Here is a 19,899-nt window from a genome sequence, read left to right on the forward strand (position 1 = left end):
ACGGTGATGAGGTCCGCTGACCTGACCCGGCCGGGCGGATCAGCGTTCGTCACGCGGGACCGAGGGATGCACCGTTTATTTCAGGCATCCGTCACGATCCGCGTCTCTTCATCAAAAGCCGCGCCCAGATGGCTCAAGCGGTTTTTGACGTTGGAGCCAAGGGCGAAGGAGGCCATCCGGTCAAGCTCCAGAACAATCTCACCGCCCCCTCTTGCGATGCGCGCGCCTTTAAGAAGGCTCTCTGTGCCGCCGCAAATCGTATAAGCGAGGCGCAGCGCCTTGCCCAGCCGCGTCGCGCGTTCAAACGCTTCATCTGAAAGGATGTCGCGCGCGGCGGATAGCAGCCGTCCTGGCACATCCGCCTCATAACGGATTGCCAGTGCTGAGGCGATAAAGGCGCGGACCTGATGGTCAAACCCGCCCCCATTCACGTGCATGATACGCAAATAAGTTTGTTCCGCCCGATATTCAGGATGATCGTAAGCACCGATGTCGGAGAGGCGGCAGGTCATTTTGCGCAGGTTTTTCTCGTGCGGATCATCTTTCTCAAAAAGAGGCTGCGTCCAGTCAATCAGTGCGTCTGGCAACTGGCAACCACGCCCCAGGCGGGAGGCAAGCACCTTCACCATGGCGTCGCACGGGTCAATATCCGCCACTTCCGCCCCGACGCGCGCCATATACCAGCCCTCTCGCAACCCATCGACCGAGAAAACAATTTTATGCGGGTCCAGCCGCTTCATGAGTGTCAGGAGGACAATGGCGGCGTAAGGCACATCATCGAAGCGTTTTTTTGAGAGATTGGATGTTTTCTCCAGCGCTTTTTTGGGCGTCGATAATATCCAGTTACAAAGCGCCTCCGCTTCGGAAGGGCGGAGCGTATATAGATGGACCATATTGAGAGGATATTGCGCGCGCGCGATCTGAAGGCGCGCCAGGGCGCGGAAGGCCCCGCCGACGAGATAAAGCGTTTTACCGCGATGGGACTTCAGCCAGGATTGCGCCTCTATATCCTTCGCGGCAAGCTCAAAGGCTTTTTTACGCCCCCCCTCCGCCCTGTCAGACAGACGGATCACGCCGAGCGGCATCGTGCTCCCTTTTTTCATTTTCCGCTGTGCGACGTGAATCAATTCTAGAGAGCCCCCGCCAATATCCGCCACGATGCCATCCGCATCAGGCTGGCCGCAAAGCACCCCTGTGGCGGAATAACGGGCCTCTTCCTCACCGGAAAGAATGCGGATCGCCACATTCGGCATGTGCTTTTTGAGGATCTCGATAAATTCAGCCCCGTTTTCAGCGTCCCGCACGGCTGCTGTCGCGAGGATCTCAAAAGGCGCCGCTTTCATTGACCGGGCGATGACGTTGAAACGCTTCAGGACGGTATGTGCGCGCTTCAGACCCTCCTCATTAAGGCGACCCGTTTCATGCAGGCCACGCCCGAGTTTCAGCGTCGCCTTTTCATTGAAAATCGCGATGGGGTTACGTGTCACCCCCTCAAAAATAACGAGACGCACGGAATTTGACCCCAGGTCAATCACGGCGGCGCGACTTTGCTGAGGGGATGGGCTGGTCTTCGCCGCCTCCTGCGCGACCCGGGGTTTTTTCATGAAGGGGCGCCCGGCTTTCTGCGCCGTCGCGGCGCTTCCTTCTTCGTCCCCTCATGCCGCATGGAACCACGACCCGAGAGAGAGGGGTTGTGCATAAAATAATGATGCGCGGAGAACGGCTTTTCCCCCGGCGGGACGCGGCGCCAGCTGCCGCCTGGCTGTAATGTCCAGCTCTGCAACGTGTCTTTCAACCCTAAGGCGGCGACCTGTCCCAATACCTGCGCATGAACGGTCGGGTCATAGATTGGCACCATTGCCTCCACCCGGCGGTCCATATTGCGCGGCATCCAGTCGGCGGAGGAAATATAGACCTTGTTTTTAAGGCACGGCATACGGTGTCCATTTCCAAAAGCGAAAATACGGGAATGTTCAAGAAAGCGCCCGACCATGGAGCGGATCTCGATATGATCCGACAAACCGGGGACACCGGGCCGAAGGCAGCACATGCCCCTGATCACCCCGATGATTTTGACCCTCGCATGAGAGGCCGCGTAGAGCGCATCAATCAGTTCCGGGTCAACGAGGCTGTTCATTTTCAGCCAGATGCGGGCGGGGCGCCCGGCTTTCGCGTGATCGATTTCATCTGCGATCAGCTTCAGCAACGTCTTGCGCAATGTCAGCGGCGCGAAAGCAATATCATGCACATCTTTTGGCTTGGCATAACCGGTCATAAAGTTGAAAAGCTGCGCCGCATCACCTGCCAGACGCGGGTCACAGGTAAAGAATGAGAGATCAGTATAAATGCGTGCCGTAATGGGATGATAATTTCCGGTGCCGAAATGCGCGTAAGAGCGCATCTGATTGCCCTCCCAGCGCACAACGAGGCTCATTTTGGCATGCGTCTTAAGGTTCGAGAACCCGAACACGACCTGCACACCCGCCGCTTCCAGCTCCCTTGAGAGGCGGATATTCGCCTCTTCATCAAAGCGCGCCCGCAACTCCACCATGGCCGTAACGGATTTTCCCGATTCGGCGGCGGCGATCAGGGCGCGGACGATGGGGCTGTCGCGTGAGGTGCGATAGAGCGTCTGCTTGATCGCCACAACATTCGGGTCCGCAGCCGCCTGGTTAAGAAATTGCACGACGACGTCGAAGCTCTCAAAAGGATGGTGCACAACGATATCTTTACCGAGGATGGCGGCAAAACAATCCCCGTCATAATCTCTTATGCACTGCGGGAAGCGCGGCTTGAAAGCTGGAAATTGGAGTTCCGGCCGATCGCTGACGATCATCTGTTTGACATCAACAACCCCGATCATCGCCTGCTCCACCAGCACCTCATCGGGTGAGGAGCCAAGCTTTTCCGCAAATTCCTCACGCAAATAGGAAGGGAGGGAGGCATCAAAAGCCAGATGCACCCCCACGCCACGGCGGCGCTGCTTTAGGGCCGTCTCGTATGACAGTACGAGATCCTCGGCCTCATCTTCAAATTCCACATCCGAATCCCGAATGACACGGAGCACCCCGCTCGCCAGAACACGCATCCCGGGAAAGAGGCGGTCAATATGGGTGCGGATGACGTCCTCCAGCAGCACAAACCGGATGTCCGGCGTGCATGTGGCTTTGCGCGTGGAATCCTCCGGGAGGCGCATGAAACGATTGACTTGCTGGGGTAGCAGGATCAACGCATCCATCGGCTCATCCGGGCGCGCCTCATCCTTCAGGCGCAGCACAAGCGCCATGCCGAGATTGGGGATAAAGGGCATCGGGTGAGAAGGGTCCACGGCCAGCGGCGTCAGGATCGGAAAGATCTCTTTTTCAAAAATCGCATCCAGATGGGCGATTTCAGTCTCGGACAGGGAATCGGGTCGGCACAAATAAATGCCGCTTTGCGAAAGCTCATGCCTTAATTTGCGCCACACATCCTGCTGGGTCTCAAAAAGTCGGGAGGATTTGCGGCGCACCTCCGCAAGTTGCTGCACGGGGGTTTGACCGTCAACGGAAGGCGTCGTCAGCTCCTCCCGTACCTGCCCGACCAGCCCGGCAACGCGGACGGAGAAGAACTCGTCCAGATTACTGGCGCTGATGGACAGAAAGCGCAGACGTTCCAGAAGCGGATGACGGCGATTCTCCGCCTCCTCAATCACGCGCTGATTAAAATCGAGCCATGACATTTCACGATTAATAAAGCGGGACGGGTGTGTCGACATATCATGTTGCCCATTGGAAGAACCCGACGTACACAGCCCGATAAAATCAGACGCGCAGGCCGCGTCACCCGGCTTTGCGCGTGGCAACGTCGTGATATGTTCTTCCTGGATTTTTGACGCTTCCGCCGGATTGGCTCCTTTACTCAGCGTCACTGTGCATTTGTGATCCTGCATCACGCCCTTTGAGTCTGACATGTTACATGACCCAAAGTTGCGATAGAAGCCCATCGTCTTGTTTTAAGTTTCGTGAGACGCCCCCGCTTGATCAATCATCACTAAACAGGGAGTTCCTCGCCATCGACCTGAGAGAGTTCGGGCAGGATCTCGGTAATAAAAGCCCGCGTCAGAGCGCGTTTACTCTCCAGGCTGGCCGTATCCAGCCGCGCGACGGTCGCCATCAGGGCCGCATTAGTCCGCGGCAGGCGGTGCACGAGCCACGTGGCGACATCTTGCGCGATGCAGATCTGACGCATGGCAAGCCATTGAATTACCAGTTTGACGCGCAGATCATCCTCAGCAGGCCGCACCTCAATCGCGGTCATCGCCCTCAGGCGACTGCTCAGATCGGGGAGATTGGTGGGTAAGGTGGAGGGCGGGACACGAGAAGCAAAAAGGATGATGCGCCCCCCTTCCCGCGCTGCATTGATGAAGTGCAGCAGGGCAACAGGGTCAAAACCCTGTTCAAGCTGGTCGATCGCCCAGAGTTGGGAGTCGTCAATCCGTGCCGGATCAATCATACGCGCGGTGATAATTTTGCCATGACGCCGCCGCGCCCAGTCATGCAATAAATGCGTCTTGCCGGTCGCTTCCGGGCCCCAAAGCAGAAGGCGTCGCTCCGGCCAGCCAGTCTGGGCGAGCCATTTACGTGCAGCGGCGTTGGACGGCGCATTGATGAAGTCCGGCCACCGCGTGCCGCGATGCGCCTCCCACGAGAAAGCCATCTGAGCCGCCGGGTCAGCGGGGCGCTGACGAATTTTTTTGCGTTTTCCATGCAATTTCAAGTCCAACGCTTCCCGAGCCGCGACGGCTTCGGTAAAAGAACGGGTTATATCCGACTTTCCGCGGCATATCGAGTGAGCCTGAACACATGACCACCCCCCCGAAACCCGACAAACATGCCCCCGCCCTACATGACGGTGCTGCCGCAATCAAAGGCGGGATCAGCTATGACGCTGCCGGTGTCAGCATAGAGGCGGGTGATGCCCTTGTCGATGCCATCAAGCCCGCCGCCGAGCAGACGCAGCGCGCCGGGGTTCTGGGGGGACTGGGCGGGTTCGGCGCGTTGTTCGACCTCAAAGCCGCTGGATATCGTGACCCGGTGCTTGTGAGCTGCACGGATGGCGTTGGCACGAAGCTCATGCTGGCCATTGAGACCGGACGGCACGATACGATTGGCATTGACCTCGTGGCCATGTGCGTCAATGACCTCATCGTTCAGGGGGCGCAACCTTTATTCTTCCTCGATTATTTCGCGACCGGCAAGCTCGATGCTGCTGACGCGGCGCGCGTCGTGAAAGGTATCGCTGAGGCTTGCCGCCAGTCAGGATGCGCCCTTGTCGGGGGGGAAACGGCGGAAATGCCCGGCATGTATGCGGCCGGGCATTACGATCTTGCCGGGTTCAGTGTCGGCGCGGCGGAACGCGATATGTTATTGCCGCGAAACGTCAAACCGGGCGACACACTCATCGCGCTGCCCTCAAGCGGTGTGCATTCCAATGGTTTTTCCCTCGTGCGGCAGGCTGTCGCGCGGTCAGGGCTGGGCTGGCATGATTCTGCCCCCTTCGCACCGTCGCTGAGCCTTGCCGAGGCGCTTCTGACGCCGACATCGCTTTACGTTCGTGACGTGATGGCATTACATGAGAAAGTCCTGCTCAATGCTTGCGCCCATATCACGGGTGGCGGCCTGCCCGGCAATCTGCCACGTATTCTACCGAAGGGCTTGACCGCGGAAGTCACCGCCGGGCGCTGGCCCGTTCCGCCCGTTTTCAACTGGTTGGCCAAAGCCGGGCCTGTCGCGCCGGAGGAGATGCTGAAGGTCTTTAATTGTGGGATTGGCATGATACTGGTGACATCCCGCCCGGTCGCTGTGCTCAGCGCCCTGCAGGAAACAGGGACAGAAGCCTATGAAATCGGACGGATCATAGAGGGACAGGAGGGGTTCAGTCTCAAGGGAGAGCTGGTTTTCGGATGACGACCAAATTTCCGATCGCCATTCTGATCAGCGGGCGCGGCAGCAATATGGAGGCGTTGCTGAATGCGTGTGACGCCCCCGAGTACCCGGCCAAAGTCGTTTTCGTGCTCAGCAACAATCCGGATGCGGCGGGACTCGATATCGCGCGGGCTAAGGGCATCCCCGTGTATGCCATTGATCACCGCCCTTTCGGCCAGGATCGTGAAAGCCATGAGCGCGCCATGGATAAGGCGCTGCGCCAGTCCGGGGCCCGCATCATCTGCCTCGCAGGCTATATGCGGGTGCTGACGCCATTTTTTGTTGAGGCATGGTCCGGGCGGATACTCAACACCCATCCCAGCCTGCTGCCGAAATATCCGGGGCTGCACACCCACCAACGTGCCCTTGACGCCGGAGATACGACGCATGGCGCGACCGTTCACCTCGTCACTTCCGGCGTCGATGAAGGGCCTGTCATTGCGCAGGCCCGCATCGATATCCGCCCTGATGACACGGCTGAGACATTGTCAAATCGCCTTCTGACGAAAGAGCATGCTTTATACCGAGACGCGCTTCGCCAGTTCATCACAGATCAGGCGTCAGGATTATAAACGCGCCTGACATGGAACCGTCATGCCGACAGGGTTAATCGGCATGACAGATCACATTTCAGGGGAGGATTTCTGTCTCAGCGAAGAAGAAGGTGATTTCCTTGGCAGCATTCTCGACACTGTCAGAGCCATGGACGGAGTTCGCCTCAATGCTTTCCGCATAAAGTTTCCGCACCGTGCCTTCCGCGGCCCGCGCCGGATTGGTGGCGCCCATGACATCACGATGATGCGCGACCGCTTCATCCCCCTCAAGCACCTGCACGATAACGGGGGCCTGAAGCATGGAATCGACAAGGCTGCCAAAGAAAGGCCGCGCCGCATGGACAGCGTAGAAGGCCTGGGCCTGGGCCTGCGTCAGCTGGATGCGCTTCTGCGCCACGATGCGCAGACCTGCCGCCTCGAAGACAGCATTGATTTTGCCGGTCAGGTTGCGGCGCGTGGCATCTGGCTTGATAATGGACAATGTCCGCTGTTTGGCCATGAAAATCTCCAAATCAATTGTTAAAGGCAAAGAATGGTTTCCCCCTAGGCCAATTCTGGCCAGACCGATAGCCTGTGCGCCTCGAAAATATCTCCGACCCTGAAGTGAAGCCCCTTGAGTATCCTTTCCATCAACCAACTCACATTGCGCATTGCTGGCCGAACGCTTCTGGATCACGCCAGTCTTCAGCTGGATCCCGGGGCGGAAAATCGAGCTGATCGGCCGGAATGGCGCCGGCAAATCCACCCTCCTGGCAGCGATTGCCGGCGATATCAGCCCTGACGGTGGGGACATCACCCAGGCGGCACGCACCCGGCTTGGGCGCGTTCGGCAGCATCTGCCGGAGGGAAAAGGCGCGCTGATCGACATCGTCCTTGCATCGGATACGGAGCGGGAGATATTGATGGCGCAGGTGGCGGCGGAAGGATAACCCGATCCGACTGGCTGATGCGCATGAGCGTCTCCTCGCTATACAAGCCCATGCAGCGCCCGCCCGCGCGGCGACGATCCTGGCCGGTCTGGGCTTCGATGCCGCGGCCCAGCAACGCCCGATCGACGCTTTTTCGGCGGGTGGCAGATGCGTGTGGCGCTGGCCTACGCCCTCTTCCTTGATCGGGATCTGCTTCTTCTTGATGAGCCCAGCAATCATCTGGATATCGAGGCCACAATGTGGCTGGAGGGCTGGCTCAAATCCTTCCGGGGCGCGGCGATCATCGTCAGTCATGATCGGGAATTGCTTGATCACGTCGTGGACGGGATCACCCATCTGGAACACGGAAAACTCAGCCTCACACCGGGTGGTTACGCGCAATTTGTCCGCATCCGGATGGAGCAGACCCTCCAGCATAATCGTAAGGTGGCACGGGTGGAAGCACAGAAAGCACAGATGCAGGCTTTCGTTGACCGCTTCCGCGTCAAGGCGACCAAGGCCCGTCAGGCACAATCGCGACTTAAAGCGCTGGAGCGCCTCCCCGCCATGGAAGCCATTATCGAACCCGGTGCGACTTCCTTCACATTCCCCGATCCGGGCGTTCTCCCGCCGCCACTTCTGACCATGACAGGGGCCAGCACCGGTTATGAAGGGCGCACCGTGTTACGTGACCTCTCCTTCCGGCTGAATGCAACCGATCGCATCGCGCTTCTGGGCCAGAATGGCCAGGGCAAATCCACTTTTATCAAGCTGATCGCGGGCGTTCTGGCGCCGTTTGACGGCTCGTTTTTCCGCGCGCCCAAATTGCGCGTCGGCTATTACACGCAGCATCAAAGCGATGACCTTGTCGCCGAAGAAACCGCCGTGCAGCACCTGCTGCGCACCGCGCCGAAAATGACGCAGGAGCAGGCACGCGCGCAATTGGCCAAGTTCGGGCTGGACGCCCATCGCGCAGAAACCGAAGTGCGGAACCTATCCGGTGGTGAGCGGGCGCGGCTTCTCCTTTCCCTCACCACGCATGACGCCCCGCATGTCCTCCTGCTGGATGAGCCGACAAACCATCTGGATATTGATGCGCGCGAGGCGCTTGTGCGTGCGCTGAATGGTTTTGAGGGTGCGGTGATCCTGATTTCTCACGATACATGGCTGGTTGAAGCGGGGCATGTCACTTATTTCGATGAGACGCTGGATGATTACCGCGCCCGCCGCTAGACCGCGTCCGGGACAGGACAGGCAGGCAGCGCCGCGCAAATCTCAGGCCATCAGAACAGGAAAGAAAACCGCAAAGACCGCGCCGCGACGCGCCAGCAACAGGCCCTTCTCCGGAAACGCCTGCAGAAGATCGAAAAAACCCTCTCCCAATGTAGCAAGAAGACGGAAGCCTATCGCCAGAGAATGTCCGACCCGGCTTTTTACGAAAAAGGCACGTCGGAGGAAATCACGCGCGTGAATAAATCCGCGGCGGAAAATGACGCTGCGATTGCGAAACTTGAGGAGGAATGGCTTTCCCTAAGCGAAAAAATCGAGCAGAACCTCCTTTAGGAAGATGAGTCTAAGGGGCATCTCGCGGTGAAGGCGCCCGATGGGGTCGGATTTTGCGTCCCATACTGGATCGCCGCCACATCATATGCGGAACCTTCCCGGCGGGAAGCGCATTGGATTAACGACTTACGTTAAGATTGGACCTTCGCCCACCATGCCCCAGCTCGATGCTCCGGATTCCTCGACTGAGCTTTCCTTTATCTTCAGGCTTCTGCGTATATCGCTGATCCTCACGATTTCCATCGTTATGATCTGGCTTCTGGGCGATGTCCTTGTCGTCGTCTTTGCCGCGACCTTAATGGCTGTTATTTTACATGGCCTCGCAGCCTACCTTAAAAGGCGGATCGGTCTTCCCTATAAGTTGGCGGTCGCCCTCGTGGCCGTGCTTATCATCGCGACCATCGCCTTTCTGTTTTATTCCAGCGGGCCGCAGATCAGTGATCAATTCTCAAGCTGAAGCAGGCGCTGATTACGCAATATGGGCCGTTTCGCGGTCAAGTCAAATCATCCAGCTGGGGCCAGTTCGCCCTCGCACACCTTCCGCAAAGTCTTGGCGGGAACGACGCGGGGGCGGCCCCTCCTTTGGCGCGGGGCTGGCGAATTCCGTCACGGGTATTTTGACCAGCGCATTCGGCGTGCTGGGCACAATGGCGGTTATTCTGATCTCGGGACTTTATTTTGCCCTGACGCCGCATGTCTATGTGGACGGTCTTTTACGCCTTGTGCCGCCGGCGCAACGCCCCGCCATCAGGGGTTTGATGGTCACGGCCGGGCGCACACTCTGGTCATGGACAATCGGGCAGGCGCTGGACATGCTGGTGGTAGGGATTGCCTCCGGCGTAGGGCTTTATCTGCTCGGCATACCGCTGGCCACGGCGCTTGGTGTGGTGGCGGGACTGTGTAATTTCATTCCCTATATCGGGGCTATTCTTGGTGCGGTCCCGGCCGTGCTGATCGCGCTTTCCGTCGGCACGCAATCCGAGCTTGAGGTGGTTGGACTTTACTGCGTCATCCAGTTTCTCGAAGGCAATGTGTTGGCACCGCTTATCCAGCGCCATGCCGTACATATGCCGCCTGCCATCGCGATGTTGTCGCAGACTGTATTCGGCTTCATCCTCGCCTCACCGGCAACCGCGGCGCTTCTCGCTGTGGGTGACCGGGCCACCGCCCAAGCCGATGCCGGTAGAGTTTCGACAAAAAAACTCGCCAACGACGCGGGCGCTGACACACTCATATCGTCGCAGAAATGGGCGGGCATGCCGCTTTCTGACCGATGAGCAACATGCTCAAATGTTCTTAACGTTGGATGTGATTGACAGCTTCAGGGAAGCGTGACGGCTCTGCGCCGCGTTTCAGATCAATGCGTGTTAGCCTGGCGATTATCGAATCGCGCGAGGACTTCACGCAGTGACGTCCATTGTTGATCGTCACAATAGCGGACGCGGAAAGATACTTTTGTGGAGAGTCGTACCGCGATTGTCCGGGCCCATTCAGACCCCGCATTTTCACCCCAGATTTTAATCAGGAAAGGCTCGCCTCTGACCGGCACAGCCCGCATGACGAGGTCACTGGCAGAAGGTGGCGGACTGGTCATTGGCACCCAACCCCGGCAATTCTGCCTCAGCCAGTTATTGAGGCCGGTAATCTGATCCTGCGTCAAGTCCTGTTGCTTCTGGTCCGGTCCCTCCTCAATCATCGCAGTCGCGATGATCGGGATGTGAACGGGTTTGAGAACCGGGACGGCAAATGACCAGATAATTGCCGTCGTCGTCAGGACAAGCAAGAGGAAAAAAATGACAAGTATCGTTTCCTTACGCATCAAGTCTTCCTCTCTTTTGACCACTCCAATGTCGTGTCGATGATATAGCGCACTTCATCATCGGTTAGTTCAGGATGAAGAGGCAAAGAGAGGGTGATTTCGCCCAACTTCTCGGATACGGGCAGGGTGATGTCGTTACTGTGGTAACCCGCATAGGCAGGTTGCCGGTGAAGCGGCTTGGGGTAATAGACGACACTCGGGATGCCGTGCGATTTCAGCCAGTTCTGAAGGGAATCCCGCAATGGCTTTGTTGGCAGAAGGATGCTGTAAATCGCCCACGCGCTACGCGCACCGGCAACGCGTTGCGGTGTCTGGATGATTTCGGGCAGACCCGAATCATAAGCCCGCGCGATCGTCTCCCGCCGCGCCAGTTCCGCATCGAAAGCATCAAGCTTGGCGAGCAGCACAGCCGCCTGAAGCGTATCCAGCCGGGCATTGAGGCCGATGCGCTGGACGTCGTAACGATTCTGCCCCTCACCATGGGAGCGCAGAGAGCGATAAAGCGCCGCCAACCCGTCATCATCCGTCAGGATGGCGCCGCCATCACCATAACCGCCTAACGGTTTGGATGGAAAAAATGAGAGTGTCGTGGCGCGCGCTTCACGCCCGAGTTTCCGCCCCTTATAGCTTCCGCCAAAAGCCTGCGCGCAATCATCGACAAGTGTCAGGGAATGTCGGTCGGCAATGATTTTCAGTTCATCCCACGGGGCAGGCTGGCCGAATAAATCAACGCCGATAATGGCCCGGGGCCGCCATTGCCCGTCCCGCAAAATGGAGGCGATGCGCGCTTCAAGATGTGAGGGGTCAATCTGGAATGTCCGCGCATCGACATCCACGAAAACGGGAATTGCGCTAAGGAGGAGAACAATCTCCGCCGTTGCGGTATAAGTAAAAGCCGGGAGGAAGACGGCGTCACCCGGCCCGACGCCTTCACCCATCAGCACAACCAGAAGCGCATCTGTCCCCGAGGAGACACCAATGGCATGGCAAGCACCGGCATAAGCGGCGAGGCGTTCCTCCAGCTCATTCACCTCAGGGCCGAGAACAAATTTGCAGTGTTCCATCACCGCGTCAACGCGTCGCGTCAGCGCCTCACCAAGTCGCGCTCTTTGACGGGGAAGGTCAAGGAAAGCAATCTCTCTGCGTGGTGTCATTGTCAGGTCCTTGTGGGAGGGGGTGTCGCAATGATAATGCTGATATCATCTTGCGACCCAGGCGTCTCCACTCGGATTATGCACAAATTCCGGAACAAGCTTCTGTAGAAATGTCAGCGCCTCTTGTTGCGCATTGTCGTGACAGAGCTGTTCAAGTCGGTCGAGAACGGCGCAGACATCGCCTAGATCAGCAACACGCGGCGTCGCGATCAGCAATCCGGGCATATCAGTGATGTGAGATGTTTCGCCGACATGGAATAATTCTTCGTAGAGTTTTTCCCCCGGGCGCAGGCCGGTATATTGGATGACGATGTCCCGATCTAGCTTCAGGCCGGCCAATTTGATCATCTGTCGCGCCAATTCCTGGATTTTTACGGGCTCACCCATGTCGAACACGAAAATCCCGCCTTTATCGAGACGTCGATCCGTCTCATCGCGCCGCTTCCGGGCCTCCGTCCCGCGAACACTGGCCTGCAGAACAAGGGACACAGCTTCGGAGATCGTCATGAAGAAGCGCGTCACGTCAGGATGGGTGACGGTCAGTGGGCCGCCCTGACGTAATTGCCGCGTGAAAAGCGGCACGACGGAACCTGTTGATCCAAGCACATTCCCGAAACGAACCGTGACGCAGCGAAAGGCGCTTGATTCCGGCGCGGCGCGGCGCGCGAGGTCAATGGCCTGGCAGTAAATCTCCGCGCAGCGTTTCGTGGCACCCATGACGCCGGTCGGGTTTACCGCCTTGTCGCTTGAAATCAGCACGAGCGCCTGCGTGCCATGCGCCTGAGCGGCGTCGACGACAATACGCGTGCCGATCACATTGGTGAGGATACCTTCACAGGGATTTTCCTCGACGATCGGCACGTGCTTCAGCGCCGCCGCATGAAACACGATATCCGGCTGATATTGCTGGAAAATCGCCGTCATGCGATAGCGATCCCGAATATCTCCGACGAGGACGCGACACGGCACATCCCTGAAGTGATCATTAAGTTCGAGATTAATGCGCCACAAGGCGAACTCATTATTATCGACGAGCAGAAGGCAGGACGGCGCAAATCCCGCGACCTGTCGCACGAGTTCCCCCCCGATCGAACCACCCGCCCCCGTCACCATCACGACGCGCCCCCGCATGAGACGCTCCATTCCTTCAACATCAAGTGAGACGGGGGCGCGGTTGAGAAGGTCCTCGAGGGCGATGGGCCGAAGCTCAATCGTATCTGCCGGGGTTAGACGCATCAAAGAAGGTGCGCGCTGTACCGGCACGCCATGCGCCTGCGCAGCGTCGAGCAGGTCGGAAACGAGGGCGCCACGCCAATCCGGGTCAGCGATAATAATATGTTCGGGCAGGCGGTCCTGGGCTGCAAGCCTGTCGAGCAAGGCGGGCACGTCATCCACGACACCAAGGATCGGCGTATCATGGAGGCGCCTGCCGATTTGATCCGCAGCGCGGGTGACGATGCCGATAATATCATAGCGCGCCGCCGGATGCCGGGAAACGGCACGAATGAAGAGGTCACAGCTTGTATCCGTCCCGATCAGAAGCGCTCGGGATGAAGCACCACGTCCGCGCTGCCTGAACCCGTGCACCGCCCGCGCCATCAGGCGCCCACTACCCAATCCGACGAGAAGGACAAGCGCATAGATAATCGGGAACGTCACGGAAGGGAGGCGGTAACCCAGCATAATGACGGCGATGGAAAACAAAGCGGCCCCGCCAAGCGAGGCAATCGCAATATTCCGAAGATCCGTTATGCCGGAAAAGCGCCAATATTGTTGAGGCACGCGCAAAGGCAGCCCGCTGAGCAGTAAGGCAACCGCCCCACCTGCGACAGCCCATAAAGGGTGCAGAATGCCCGTCCGGGGGGCAGCAAGGTAAACGGCAATCGGCGCGGCAAGCCCGGAGATGAGCGCATCCAGAAGGACGTTGACGGCGATCCGCTGCGCTCGGAATCGATGCGCGTTCCCCTCAGAAACCGACCTTTTGGCTTGGTGATTTTGTTGCGCGTCTTCCACCCGGACTTTATAACCTTACCTTTGACGTCGTTGCCTGACGCCTGTCATCGGGGGACGCTCGCCTCCCTCGCTGAAGAAACGGGCAATGCGATGCACCCTTTTTTGATCCTGACCCTTCTTGGTGTTACCGTCTGCACGGTGGTGACGCAATACATGATTCGCGTCGGCATCATGGATGTCCCGGGTGACCGAAGCGCTCATATAAGGCCCGTTCCCAAGGGAGGCGGTATCGCCATGATGATGAGCCTGCTGGCAGGCGCGGTTTATATACTGGTTTTTCATCCCTTCCCGGCCACGGAATTTATGAAAACGGGGATCGTGCTGCTTGCGGCACTTGGCCTTGCCTGGTTCTCCTGGCGCGATGATGTATATCAATACCCAGCCCGCACGAAGTTACGTGCGCAACTGATCGCAACCATCATCGTCACGATCTGCGCCTTGTGGGGGCTTCCCTTGACGCTCCTGACCGGCCTGAAAATCATTTGCGGGGTGGGTTTCGTCATTTACGTGACGAATGCGCTGAATTTCATGGATGGGATTAATGGCCTCGCCGTGGGAACAATCGCCTGCTGCGGTTTGATTTTGACCCCTTTGCTGCTCGTTTCGGCGCAGAATTCTGAAAGTGCCCTTTTCTTCTCATTGGGTATCGCCGCGCTGACGTTTTTATATTTCAACTATCCTAAGGCGCGGATCTTCATGAGTGACGTCGGCAGTCAGCCTTGCGGCCTTCTGCTGGGCTGGGGTGCGCTTTTATTCATGCGCAACGGGACATGGTCGCTTCTCGTGCCACTGATGTTGATGGGGATCCTGTTTGACGTCACCTTCACCCTCATCCGGCGGGCCCTCAGGGGCGAAAATCTGATGCAGGCCCATTGCGGCCATCTTTACCAGATTGCCGGCCGCGCCGGGGTCTCCAAGCCTCTGATTACCCTGCTGCACTGGGTGTTCATTTTCTGGGGCGGCTTTATCGGGCTCACTTTCATCGGGTTCAAAGCCCAGATCATCCTGACGCTGATCCCGCAATTTATCTGGGCGGGTTATGTAATTCGAAAAGCGCGAGGACAGCATTTGGCATTATGAGGCTGACTCAGCTTTCCTCAAAGCGAAAGGGCCGTGAGCTCGCCCCGGCCCTTGCGCTTATACGAGAACATATCGGGCGTGTATCAGCCTGTGGCGCGCTGCAGCGGGATAACGGATACGCCATCCCCCCGGGGGACCGCGTTTTTTTGCGCCGTGCCTCGGGCTCGGAAACATCATTCATGACAGCCCGCAATTCACGAAGATAGGCGGAACCTTTGAGGGTTCTCTGCACAAGGACGGAGCGCCGGTCGAGCGGATCCACCTTGCGGCGCGCCAGATCAAGCTCAGCCAGCCGGTCAAGCGCACGCGTGATGGCCGGTTTGGAGACATTCAATTCATGAGCGAGACCCCGCACCGTGTGCCCCCCTTCCCGAAGATAGCAGATCAGAAAAACGCTAAGCTGGCGTGCAGACAGATCTGGTCCATCCTTACGGACGAGCGTCACAAGCGTGTCCCTCAGGAGGTGCAGTTTATTGTCGTTAATCGAATGAGCCAAGTTCCACTCCCCTGCTCTCGGTTAAGGTGCGAAGCCCAAAACGACCCACGCGCATCATGGAGACACGGTGGCCATTAAAAGCATTTTCAGTGATGCTACCACTTTTCAGTCACAGCATCGTCAAGCGCTGGGGGAAGGCTTTTGAAGAGTCTATCCAAGCGCAACATCATAACTATATCGGAATGTTTTTAGCCCGAACAGGGTTGCGGGAGGCTGACCCGCCCCCTCAGCCGCAACAATGCTGCCTGATTGCGTGATAAAGAGCGCGTAAACCACGTGTTTCGCCGCCCGCGGGATGCCAGGACGAGCGCTGTCATTCCACGCATAACTATCGATATGCGCCCATTTTACGGGGGTCTTGACGAATTTCTCAATGAAGAGCGCCGCCGTCACCGCTCCGACCATCGGGACGGAAGCCGCATTGGAACAGTCGGCAATTTCCGATGACAGCTATGCATCATATTCATACCAGAGAGGGAGACGCCACATCGGATTCCCGTAGTCACGTCCCGCTTCTATCAGCGCGTCGGAGAAAGGATCGTCATTGCCGAATAAAGCGGGTAGGTTCGGCCCCAATGCGACACGGGCGGCATCGGACACGCTGTTCTCGACGCAACCCAGAGCCGTAGCTCAATACGCAAGGGCACTGCCTTTCGGATGAGCAATGTCGTCAGGGCCAGCATGAGGGCCGTGCCACCCATATCTTTTTTCATGCGGCGCATCGCGCTTGACGGTTTGATATCCAGCCCACCCGAATCAAAGCAAACCCCCTTCCCGACCAAAGAAAGCAACGGTGTCTACGCGGTGGCCTCCGGATGGGCCCATCGGGCAATCACCGCTTTCGGCGCGCGGCAGGAGCCCGCACCGACGGCGGCCAGGCATGGATAATTCTCCGTCAGATCATCACCCTCCATAATGGTGACGTCGGCGTTGAGAGGTTGCAGCGCGGCACGGGCCGCCTCCGCGAGTTCCGCAGGGCCAAGGAGATTTGCGGGCGCGTTGATGAGATCCCGCCCGAGCCAGATTGACTCCGCAAGGGGAAGGTAAGCTTCAAGGGCTTCATCCAGCACGATACGCGGCGCGCGGGACGAGTCATGCGGGCGGAGGGCGGCCTTATAGGCGCCCATGGAGAAGCCCAGAAACGCATTTTCAAGCACGCTTTGCCGCGCCGCTTCGGGGAAGGCGCTGGCATCAAGGTGCCACACGCCAGGCGGCAACCCAAGCGCGAGGGCCCCGAACATACTGGGGCCAGAACCCATTTTCGGCGGGCAGAAAAAACGGCCCGCGCCACACCATCTTCGGCTGGAATCAGGACAATATGGTCGTGGCATTGTCCTTGACGCTGCGCTTCCAGGTAAGGCCAATGGCGTCCCAGGACATCCGCCGGATCACTCCTTGGCGGTATCAGCGAAACAATTTGCGCCGCTTTGTCCGGCGATGCGATGCAGAGACTGAGATCATGGCGCATTGATTTCGCTTTCCTTCCACCATTTAAATTCAAAACCATGATGGTTGGGTGACGGATCGAAAGGCCGGAATCAAGCAGAACTTCTATCGCAGCACCCGCGTTTGACCGCACCTGATGTCGTTAAGGTAGCTTTACACCGTTTTGAGGACTTGAAACTCAGGGACGGTGCGAATGGCCGTTAAATGAGATTTTTTAAATATTGACTAATTTATTTGCGCTCATCACCCCATCGAAAAACCAACTGATCAAATCTTTCGTGAGATTCGAAAGATGCGGGAAAAGTCAAATGTAAATTAATATATTAATATTGTTTTTATATTCATAAACTGAATTTAATAGCTACAATTTTATTGTTGGAAAAAATACAACTACTTTACAAATGATTTTCAAAACGAATCATTTTGACAACAATAAAAATAAAAGAGGCATTTATGACCAAATTGCTTGGCGGCTGGAGTCAAACTTTGGCCCTTAATCCGCTCGATGAATTTGACTTCATGATGTATGGGATGGTGACAAACCTGGATGGGCTGACCACCAGCACCGCCGCTTACCCTGGCTGGAGCCCTGAAAAGAAACCAAGCCGTCCGCAAACCCGAAATTCAAAGGCAAAACACTTTGGTCCTACGGCGGAGGTAGATGCGCGCCTCAGCAGAAGCCTTCCAATATAGAAGATGTGAACCGCATTGTTTCTGCGACAAAAAATAAATCATAGGATGGTGTCGATTTCGACGATGAGTGCAATATGAATATGTGTCTCGTCATCGAAGCGATAAAGCAGTTGAAAGAACATAAAAAAAGAAACCAGTTTCGGCTTCATCGCAGGATATAGTTACAACCACCCCACCACTGCCAGCGGCAAAAAGCTGAATCAGAAAGTTTCCTCTATCATCGCATCGGGCCAGTGCAACCGCCTCATCCATTATTGTTACGCCGCTGCAATGTGGAACAAGGACGACATCCTCGGCAATGTCAGACAGGCGCTGGAGCGGAGCCTTGCTTTCGGGATAGAAAAGGAGAAGGTCATTCTGGCGCTGACATCGAGGGATTTGACCGACTGGAATCTGAATTATTTTCTAGATCAGGTCATTGATCTCGATATCGTGGGTTTGTTCATCTGGCGGTATGACCAGCTCTCGGCAGATCATCTCCAGATTATTCGAAACCGATTGGGCAAATAAACTCTTCAAACGGTAGGATTTCCATCGGTCTTCGGGGGTAAATCCGGCAGCCAGCTTATCACAATGACCGGGCTGGCTGCCCTCCTGGCCCCGCTATGCCATAAGGGTCGCCGAATTTCGGGGGTAATATTGCCGCAGCAAGAAGCCATCGCGATGGTGTGCTCACCCGATTGTTCAGGAAAGACGCTGTGGCGGCCTTGCTGTTAACAGCATGTCGATAAAACCTCTCCAAATCAGTATTTTTGGGTCAATCCTTCCCCTGAACAGGCCAGCGACGCCGTCTTGCCGCCTAAAATGAAAGTGCTTGCATAAAATCATCATCTCGCAGTTTTTTGGACGCATGCAAGCGATCCCAATCTGCCAGATTATTTCTCTTTTTTCGTAAACGCGTTAGAAAAGAGGTCAATGTGACGCTTCGATAATGTCCTTTCGTTTGAAACGCCGCCAGGTGGCGCGCAAGATGCATTGGCTCCATAGCGTCATGGACGATAAAACCTGACTCGGCGCACGTTTTTCTCAAGCGGCTTCCTGCGCTCAGTTTGCCAAGGAATGTTCGCTTTTGCGCGGCTCAAGCTCCCCCTGAACGCCGCGGCCTGACCGCCCTCCTCGGACCCACAAATACCGGTTAAAACCTGGTTCGCGCTGGAGCGCCTCATGGCCCATCCTGACGGGATGATCGGGTTTCCGCTGCGCCTGCTCGCGCGCGAGAATTATGAAAAGCTCGTGGCGGCAAAAGTGGTCGAGCACGTTGCGCTCCTGACGGGGGAGGAGAAAATCATTCCCCGCCAGGCACACTGGTTCTCCTGCACCGTTGAAGCCATGCCGCGTGAACGCAAGATGAGCTTCGTTGCGATTGATGAAATCCAACTCTGTGCTGATCCAGAGCGCGAGCATGTTTTCACCGATCGGCTTCTGCACTGCCGTGGCACGATGGAGACATTGTTGCTTGACGCCGACACGATGCGGCCCATTCTCAAGTCGCTCTTCCCCGGGATCAAAATCGAGATGAGGCTCCGCCTCTCCTCTTTGAGTCATATCGGGCATTTATCCCTGACCAAGCTCCCGCCGCGCTCCGCCATCGTCGCTTTTTCCGTGCCTGAGGTTTACGCCATTGCGGATATATTGCGCCGTCGCCGGGGCGGCTGCGCCATTGTCATGGGGCAGCTTTCTCCGCAGACGCGCAATGCACAAGTGGCTTTATTTCAGAATCGCGAGGTTGATTATCTCGTCGCAACGGACGCCATCGGCATGGGTCTCAATATGGATGTTGAGCATGTTGCCCTGGCCGCACGGCACAAATTTGACGGGGCGCATTTCCGCGCATTGTCGCCACATGAGCTGGCACATATTTTCGGCCGTGCGGGGCGCGGCCTCAAAGATGGAACGTTCGGCACGACAGAAAGCGCGCCCCCTCTCGCGCCGGACCTTGTTCAGCAGATCGAAAACCATCATTTCGCGCCATTGAAACACATCGTCTGGCGTAATGACGCACTTGATTTCACCGCTGTCACCACATTGAAGCAGAGCCTGTCACGCCCCTCATCGCATGACGCCGTGCGCCGCGGGCGTGAGGCCAGTGACGTCATCACGCTCCATGCGCTTGCGCGATCACCATCCGTCCAGTCATGGGCGACGACACACGTGCAGGTGCAACGTCTCTGAGAAGTCTGTCAGATCCCTGATTTCAGTAAACTGGGTGA

At 57.2% G+C, this 19,899-nt stretch carries 16 protein-coding genes and 3 pseudogenes; 9 read left to right on the forward strand and 10 right to left on the reverse strand.

Annotated features, from left to right (window positions below):
• Positions 1-80: 80 nt before the first annotated feature.
• The 3 genes from AAYR33_04985 to AAYR33_04995 all read right to left on the reverse strand — a co-directional run bounded on the left by AAYR33_04985 (position 81) and on the right by AAYR33_04995 (position 4,755).
• Positions 81-1,604, reverse strand: coding sequence for a Ppx/GppA family phosphatase (locus AAYR33_04985; GenBank protein ID XAO72237.1), 1,524 nt, complete (start codon positions 1,602-1,604; stop codon positions 81-83).
• A complete protein-coding gene (locus AAYR33_04990) occupies positions 1,601-3,754 on the reverse strand; it encodes an RNA degradosome polyphosphate kinase (GenBank protein ID XAO72395.1) in 2,154 nt (717 codons plus the stop codon). Before AAYR33_04990 ends, AAYR33_04985 begins: the two co-directional genes overlap by 4 nt.
• Before the next feature lie 275 nt (positions 3,755-4,029).
• Positions 4,030-4,755 carry a DnaA/Hda family protein gene (locus AAYR33_04995; protein XAO72238.1) on the reverse strand — a complete coding sequence of 242 codons (726 nt, stop codon included), beginning with the start codon at positions 4,753-4,755 and terminating at the stop codon, positions 4,030-4,032.
• An 86-nt stretch (positions 4,756-4,841) separates the two neighbouring features.
• On the opposite strand from AAYR33_04995, the gene purM reads away from it, so the two are divergent.
• Together purM and purN are read left to right on the forward strand one after the other, a co-directional pair.
• Positions 4,842-5,945 (forward strand): phosphoribosylformylglycinamidine cyclo-ligase, encoded by a 1,104-nt coding sequence (gene purM / locus AAYR33_05000; GenBank protein XAO72239.1) that lies wholly within the window; start codon positions 4,842-4,844, stop codon positions 5,943-5,945.
• Complete coding sequence (gene purN / locus AAYR33_05005; GenBank protein XAO72240.1) at positions 5,942-6,535, forward strand: phosphoribosylglycinamide formyltransferase; 594 nt, start codon at positions 5,942-5,944, stop codon at positions 6,533-6,535. The genes purM and purN overlap by 4 nt, the downstream gene beginning before the upstream one ends.
• 58 nt (positions 6,536-6,593) lie before the next feature.
• Here the strand turns inward: purN and ndk are convergent, their stop codons facing one another.
• Complete coding sequence (ndk, locus tag AAYR33_05010; GenBank protein XAO72241.1) at positions 6,594-7,016, reverse strand: nucleoside-diphosphate kinase; 423 nt, start codon at positions 7,014-7,016, stop codon at positions 6,594-6,596.
• Positions 7,017-7,130: 114 nt separating this feature from the next.
• Between ndk and AAYR33_05015 the strand changes: the two are divergent.
• The 3 genes and pseudogenes from AAYR33_05015 (at position 7,131) to AAYR33_05025 (ending at position 10,265) form a co-directional block, all read left to right on the forward strand.
• Positions 7,131-8,988: pseudogene (locus tag AAYR33_05015) on the forward strand (ABC-F family ATP-binding cassette domain-containing protein).
• A gap of 154 nt (positions 8,989-9,142) precedes the next feature.
• A complete protein-coding gene (locus tag AAYR33_05020; protein ID XAO72242.1) occupies positions 9,143-9,445 on the forward strand; it encodes a hypothetical protein in 303 nt (100 codons plus the stop codon).
• Positions 9,446-9,605: 160 nt separating this feature from the next.
• On the forward strand, positions 9,606-10,265 hold the full coding sequence (locus AAYR33_05025) for an AI-2E family transporter (GenBank protein ID XAO72243.1): 660 nt from the start codon (positions 9,606-9,608) through the stop codon (positions 10,263-10,265).
• An 80-nt stretch (positions 10,266-10,345) separates the two neighbouring features.
• On the opposite strand, the gene AAYR33_05030 is transcribed toward AAYR33_05025, so the two are convergent.
• Genes AAYR33_05030 through AAYR33_05040 form a run of 3 tightly spaced genes read right to left on the reverse strand, consistent with a single transcriptional unit; the run spans position 10,346 to position 13,974 of the window.
• Positions 10,346-10,807, reverse strand: coding sequence for a hypothetical protein (locus AAYR33_05030; protein ID XAO72244.1), 462 nt, complete (start codon positions 10,805-10,807; stop codon positions 10,346-10,348).
• Positions 10,807-11,961 carry a DegT/DnrJ/EryC1/StrS family aminotransferase gene (locus AAYR33_05035; protein XAO72245.1) on the reverse strand — a complete coding sequence of 385 codons (1,155 nt, stop codon included), beginning with the start codon at positions 11,959-11,961 and terminating at the stop codon, positions 10,807-10,809. The genes AAYR33_05030 and AAYR33_05035 overlap by 1 nt, the downstream gene beginning before the upstream one ends.
• Positions 11,962-12,006: 45 nt before the next feature.
• Complete coding sequence (locus AAYR33_05040) at positions 12,007-13,974, reverse strand: nucleoside-diphosphate sugar epimerase/dehydratase (GenBank protein XAO72246.1); 1,968 nt, start codon at positions 13,972-13,974, stop codon at positions 12,007-12,009.
• Positions 13,975-14,004: 30 nt separating this feature from the next.
• Between AAYR33_05040 and AAYR33_05045 the strand changes: the two genes are divergently transcribed.
• Positions 14,005-15,054, forward strand: coding sequence for a UDP-phosphate alpha N-acetylglucosaminyltransferase (locus AAYR33_05045; protein XAO72247.1), 1,050 nt, complete (start codon positions 14,005-14,007; stop codon positions 15,052-15,054).
• A gap of 7 nt (positions 15,055-15,061) precedes the next feature.
• Here the strand turns inward: AAYR33_05045 and AAYR33_05050 are convergent, their stop codons facing one another.
• From AAYR33_05050 to AAYR33_05060, 3 genes and pseudogenes are all read right to left on the reverse strand, one after another.
• Entirely contained in the window at positions 15,062-15,550 is a 489-nt protein-coding gene (locus AAYR33_05050) for a MarR family transcriptional regulator (protein XAO72248.1), read from the reverse strand.
• A gap of 150 nt (positions 15,551-15,700) precedes the next feature.
• Positions 15,701-16,150, reverse strand: a pseudogene (locus tag AAYR33_05055) (hypothetical protein).
• Positions 16,069-16,881: pseudogene (locus tag AAYR33_05060) on the reverse strand (hypothetical protein). The pseudogenes AAYR33_05055 and AAYR33_05060 overlap by 82 nt, the downstream one beginning before the upstream one ends.
• 538 nt (positions 16,882-17,419) lie before the next feature.
• On the opposite strand from AAYR33_05060, the gene AAYR33_05065 reads away from it, so the two are divergent.
• The 3 genes from AAYR33_05065 to AAYR33_05075 all read left to right on the forward strand — a co-directional run bounded on the left by AAYR33_05065 (position 17,420) and on the right by AAYR33_05075 (position 19,861).
• Complete coding sequence (locus AAYR33_05065; protein ID XAO72249.1) at positions 17,420-17,689, forward strand: hypothetical protein; 270 nt, start codon at positions 17,420-17,422, stop codon at positions 17,687-17,689.
• 270 nt (positions 17,690-17,959) lie between these two features.
• The gene (locus AAYR33_05070) at positions 17,960-18,199 is read left to right on the forward strand and encodes a hypothetical protein (protein ID XAO72250.1); all 240 of its coding nucleotides are present in this window, start codon (positions 17,960-17,962) and stop codon (positions 18,197-18,199) included.
• 654 nt (positions 18,200-18,853) lie between these two features.
• Positions 18,854-19,861: a helicase-related protein gene (locus AAYR33_05075; GenBank protein ID XAO72251.1), complete on the forward strand. Its 1,008-nt coding sequence runs from the start codon at positions 18,854-18,856 to the stop codon at positions 19,859-19,861.
• The last annotated feature ends 38 nt before the right edge of the window (positions 19,862-19,899 follow it).

The sequence above is a fragment of the Acetobacteraceae bacterium genome, assembly GCA_039613835.1.
Classification (GTDB): Bacteria; Pseudomonadota; Alphaproteobacteria; order Acetobacterales; family Acetobacteraceae; genus Sorlinia.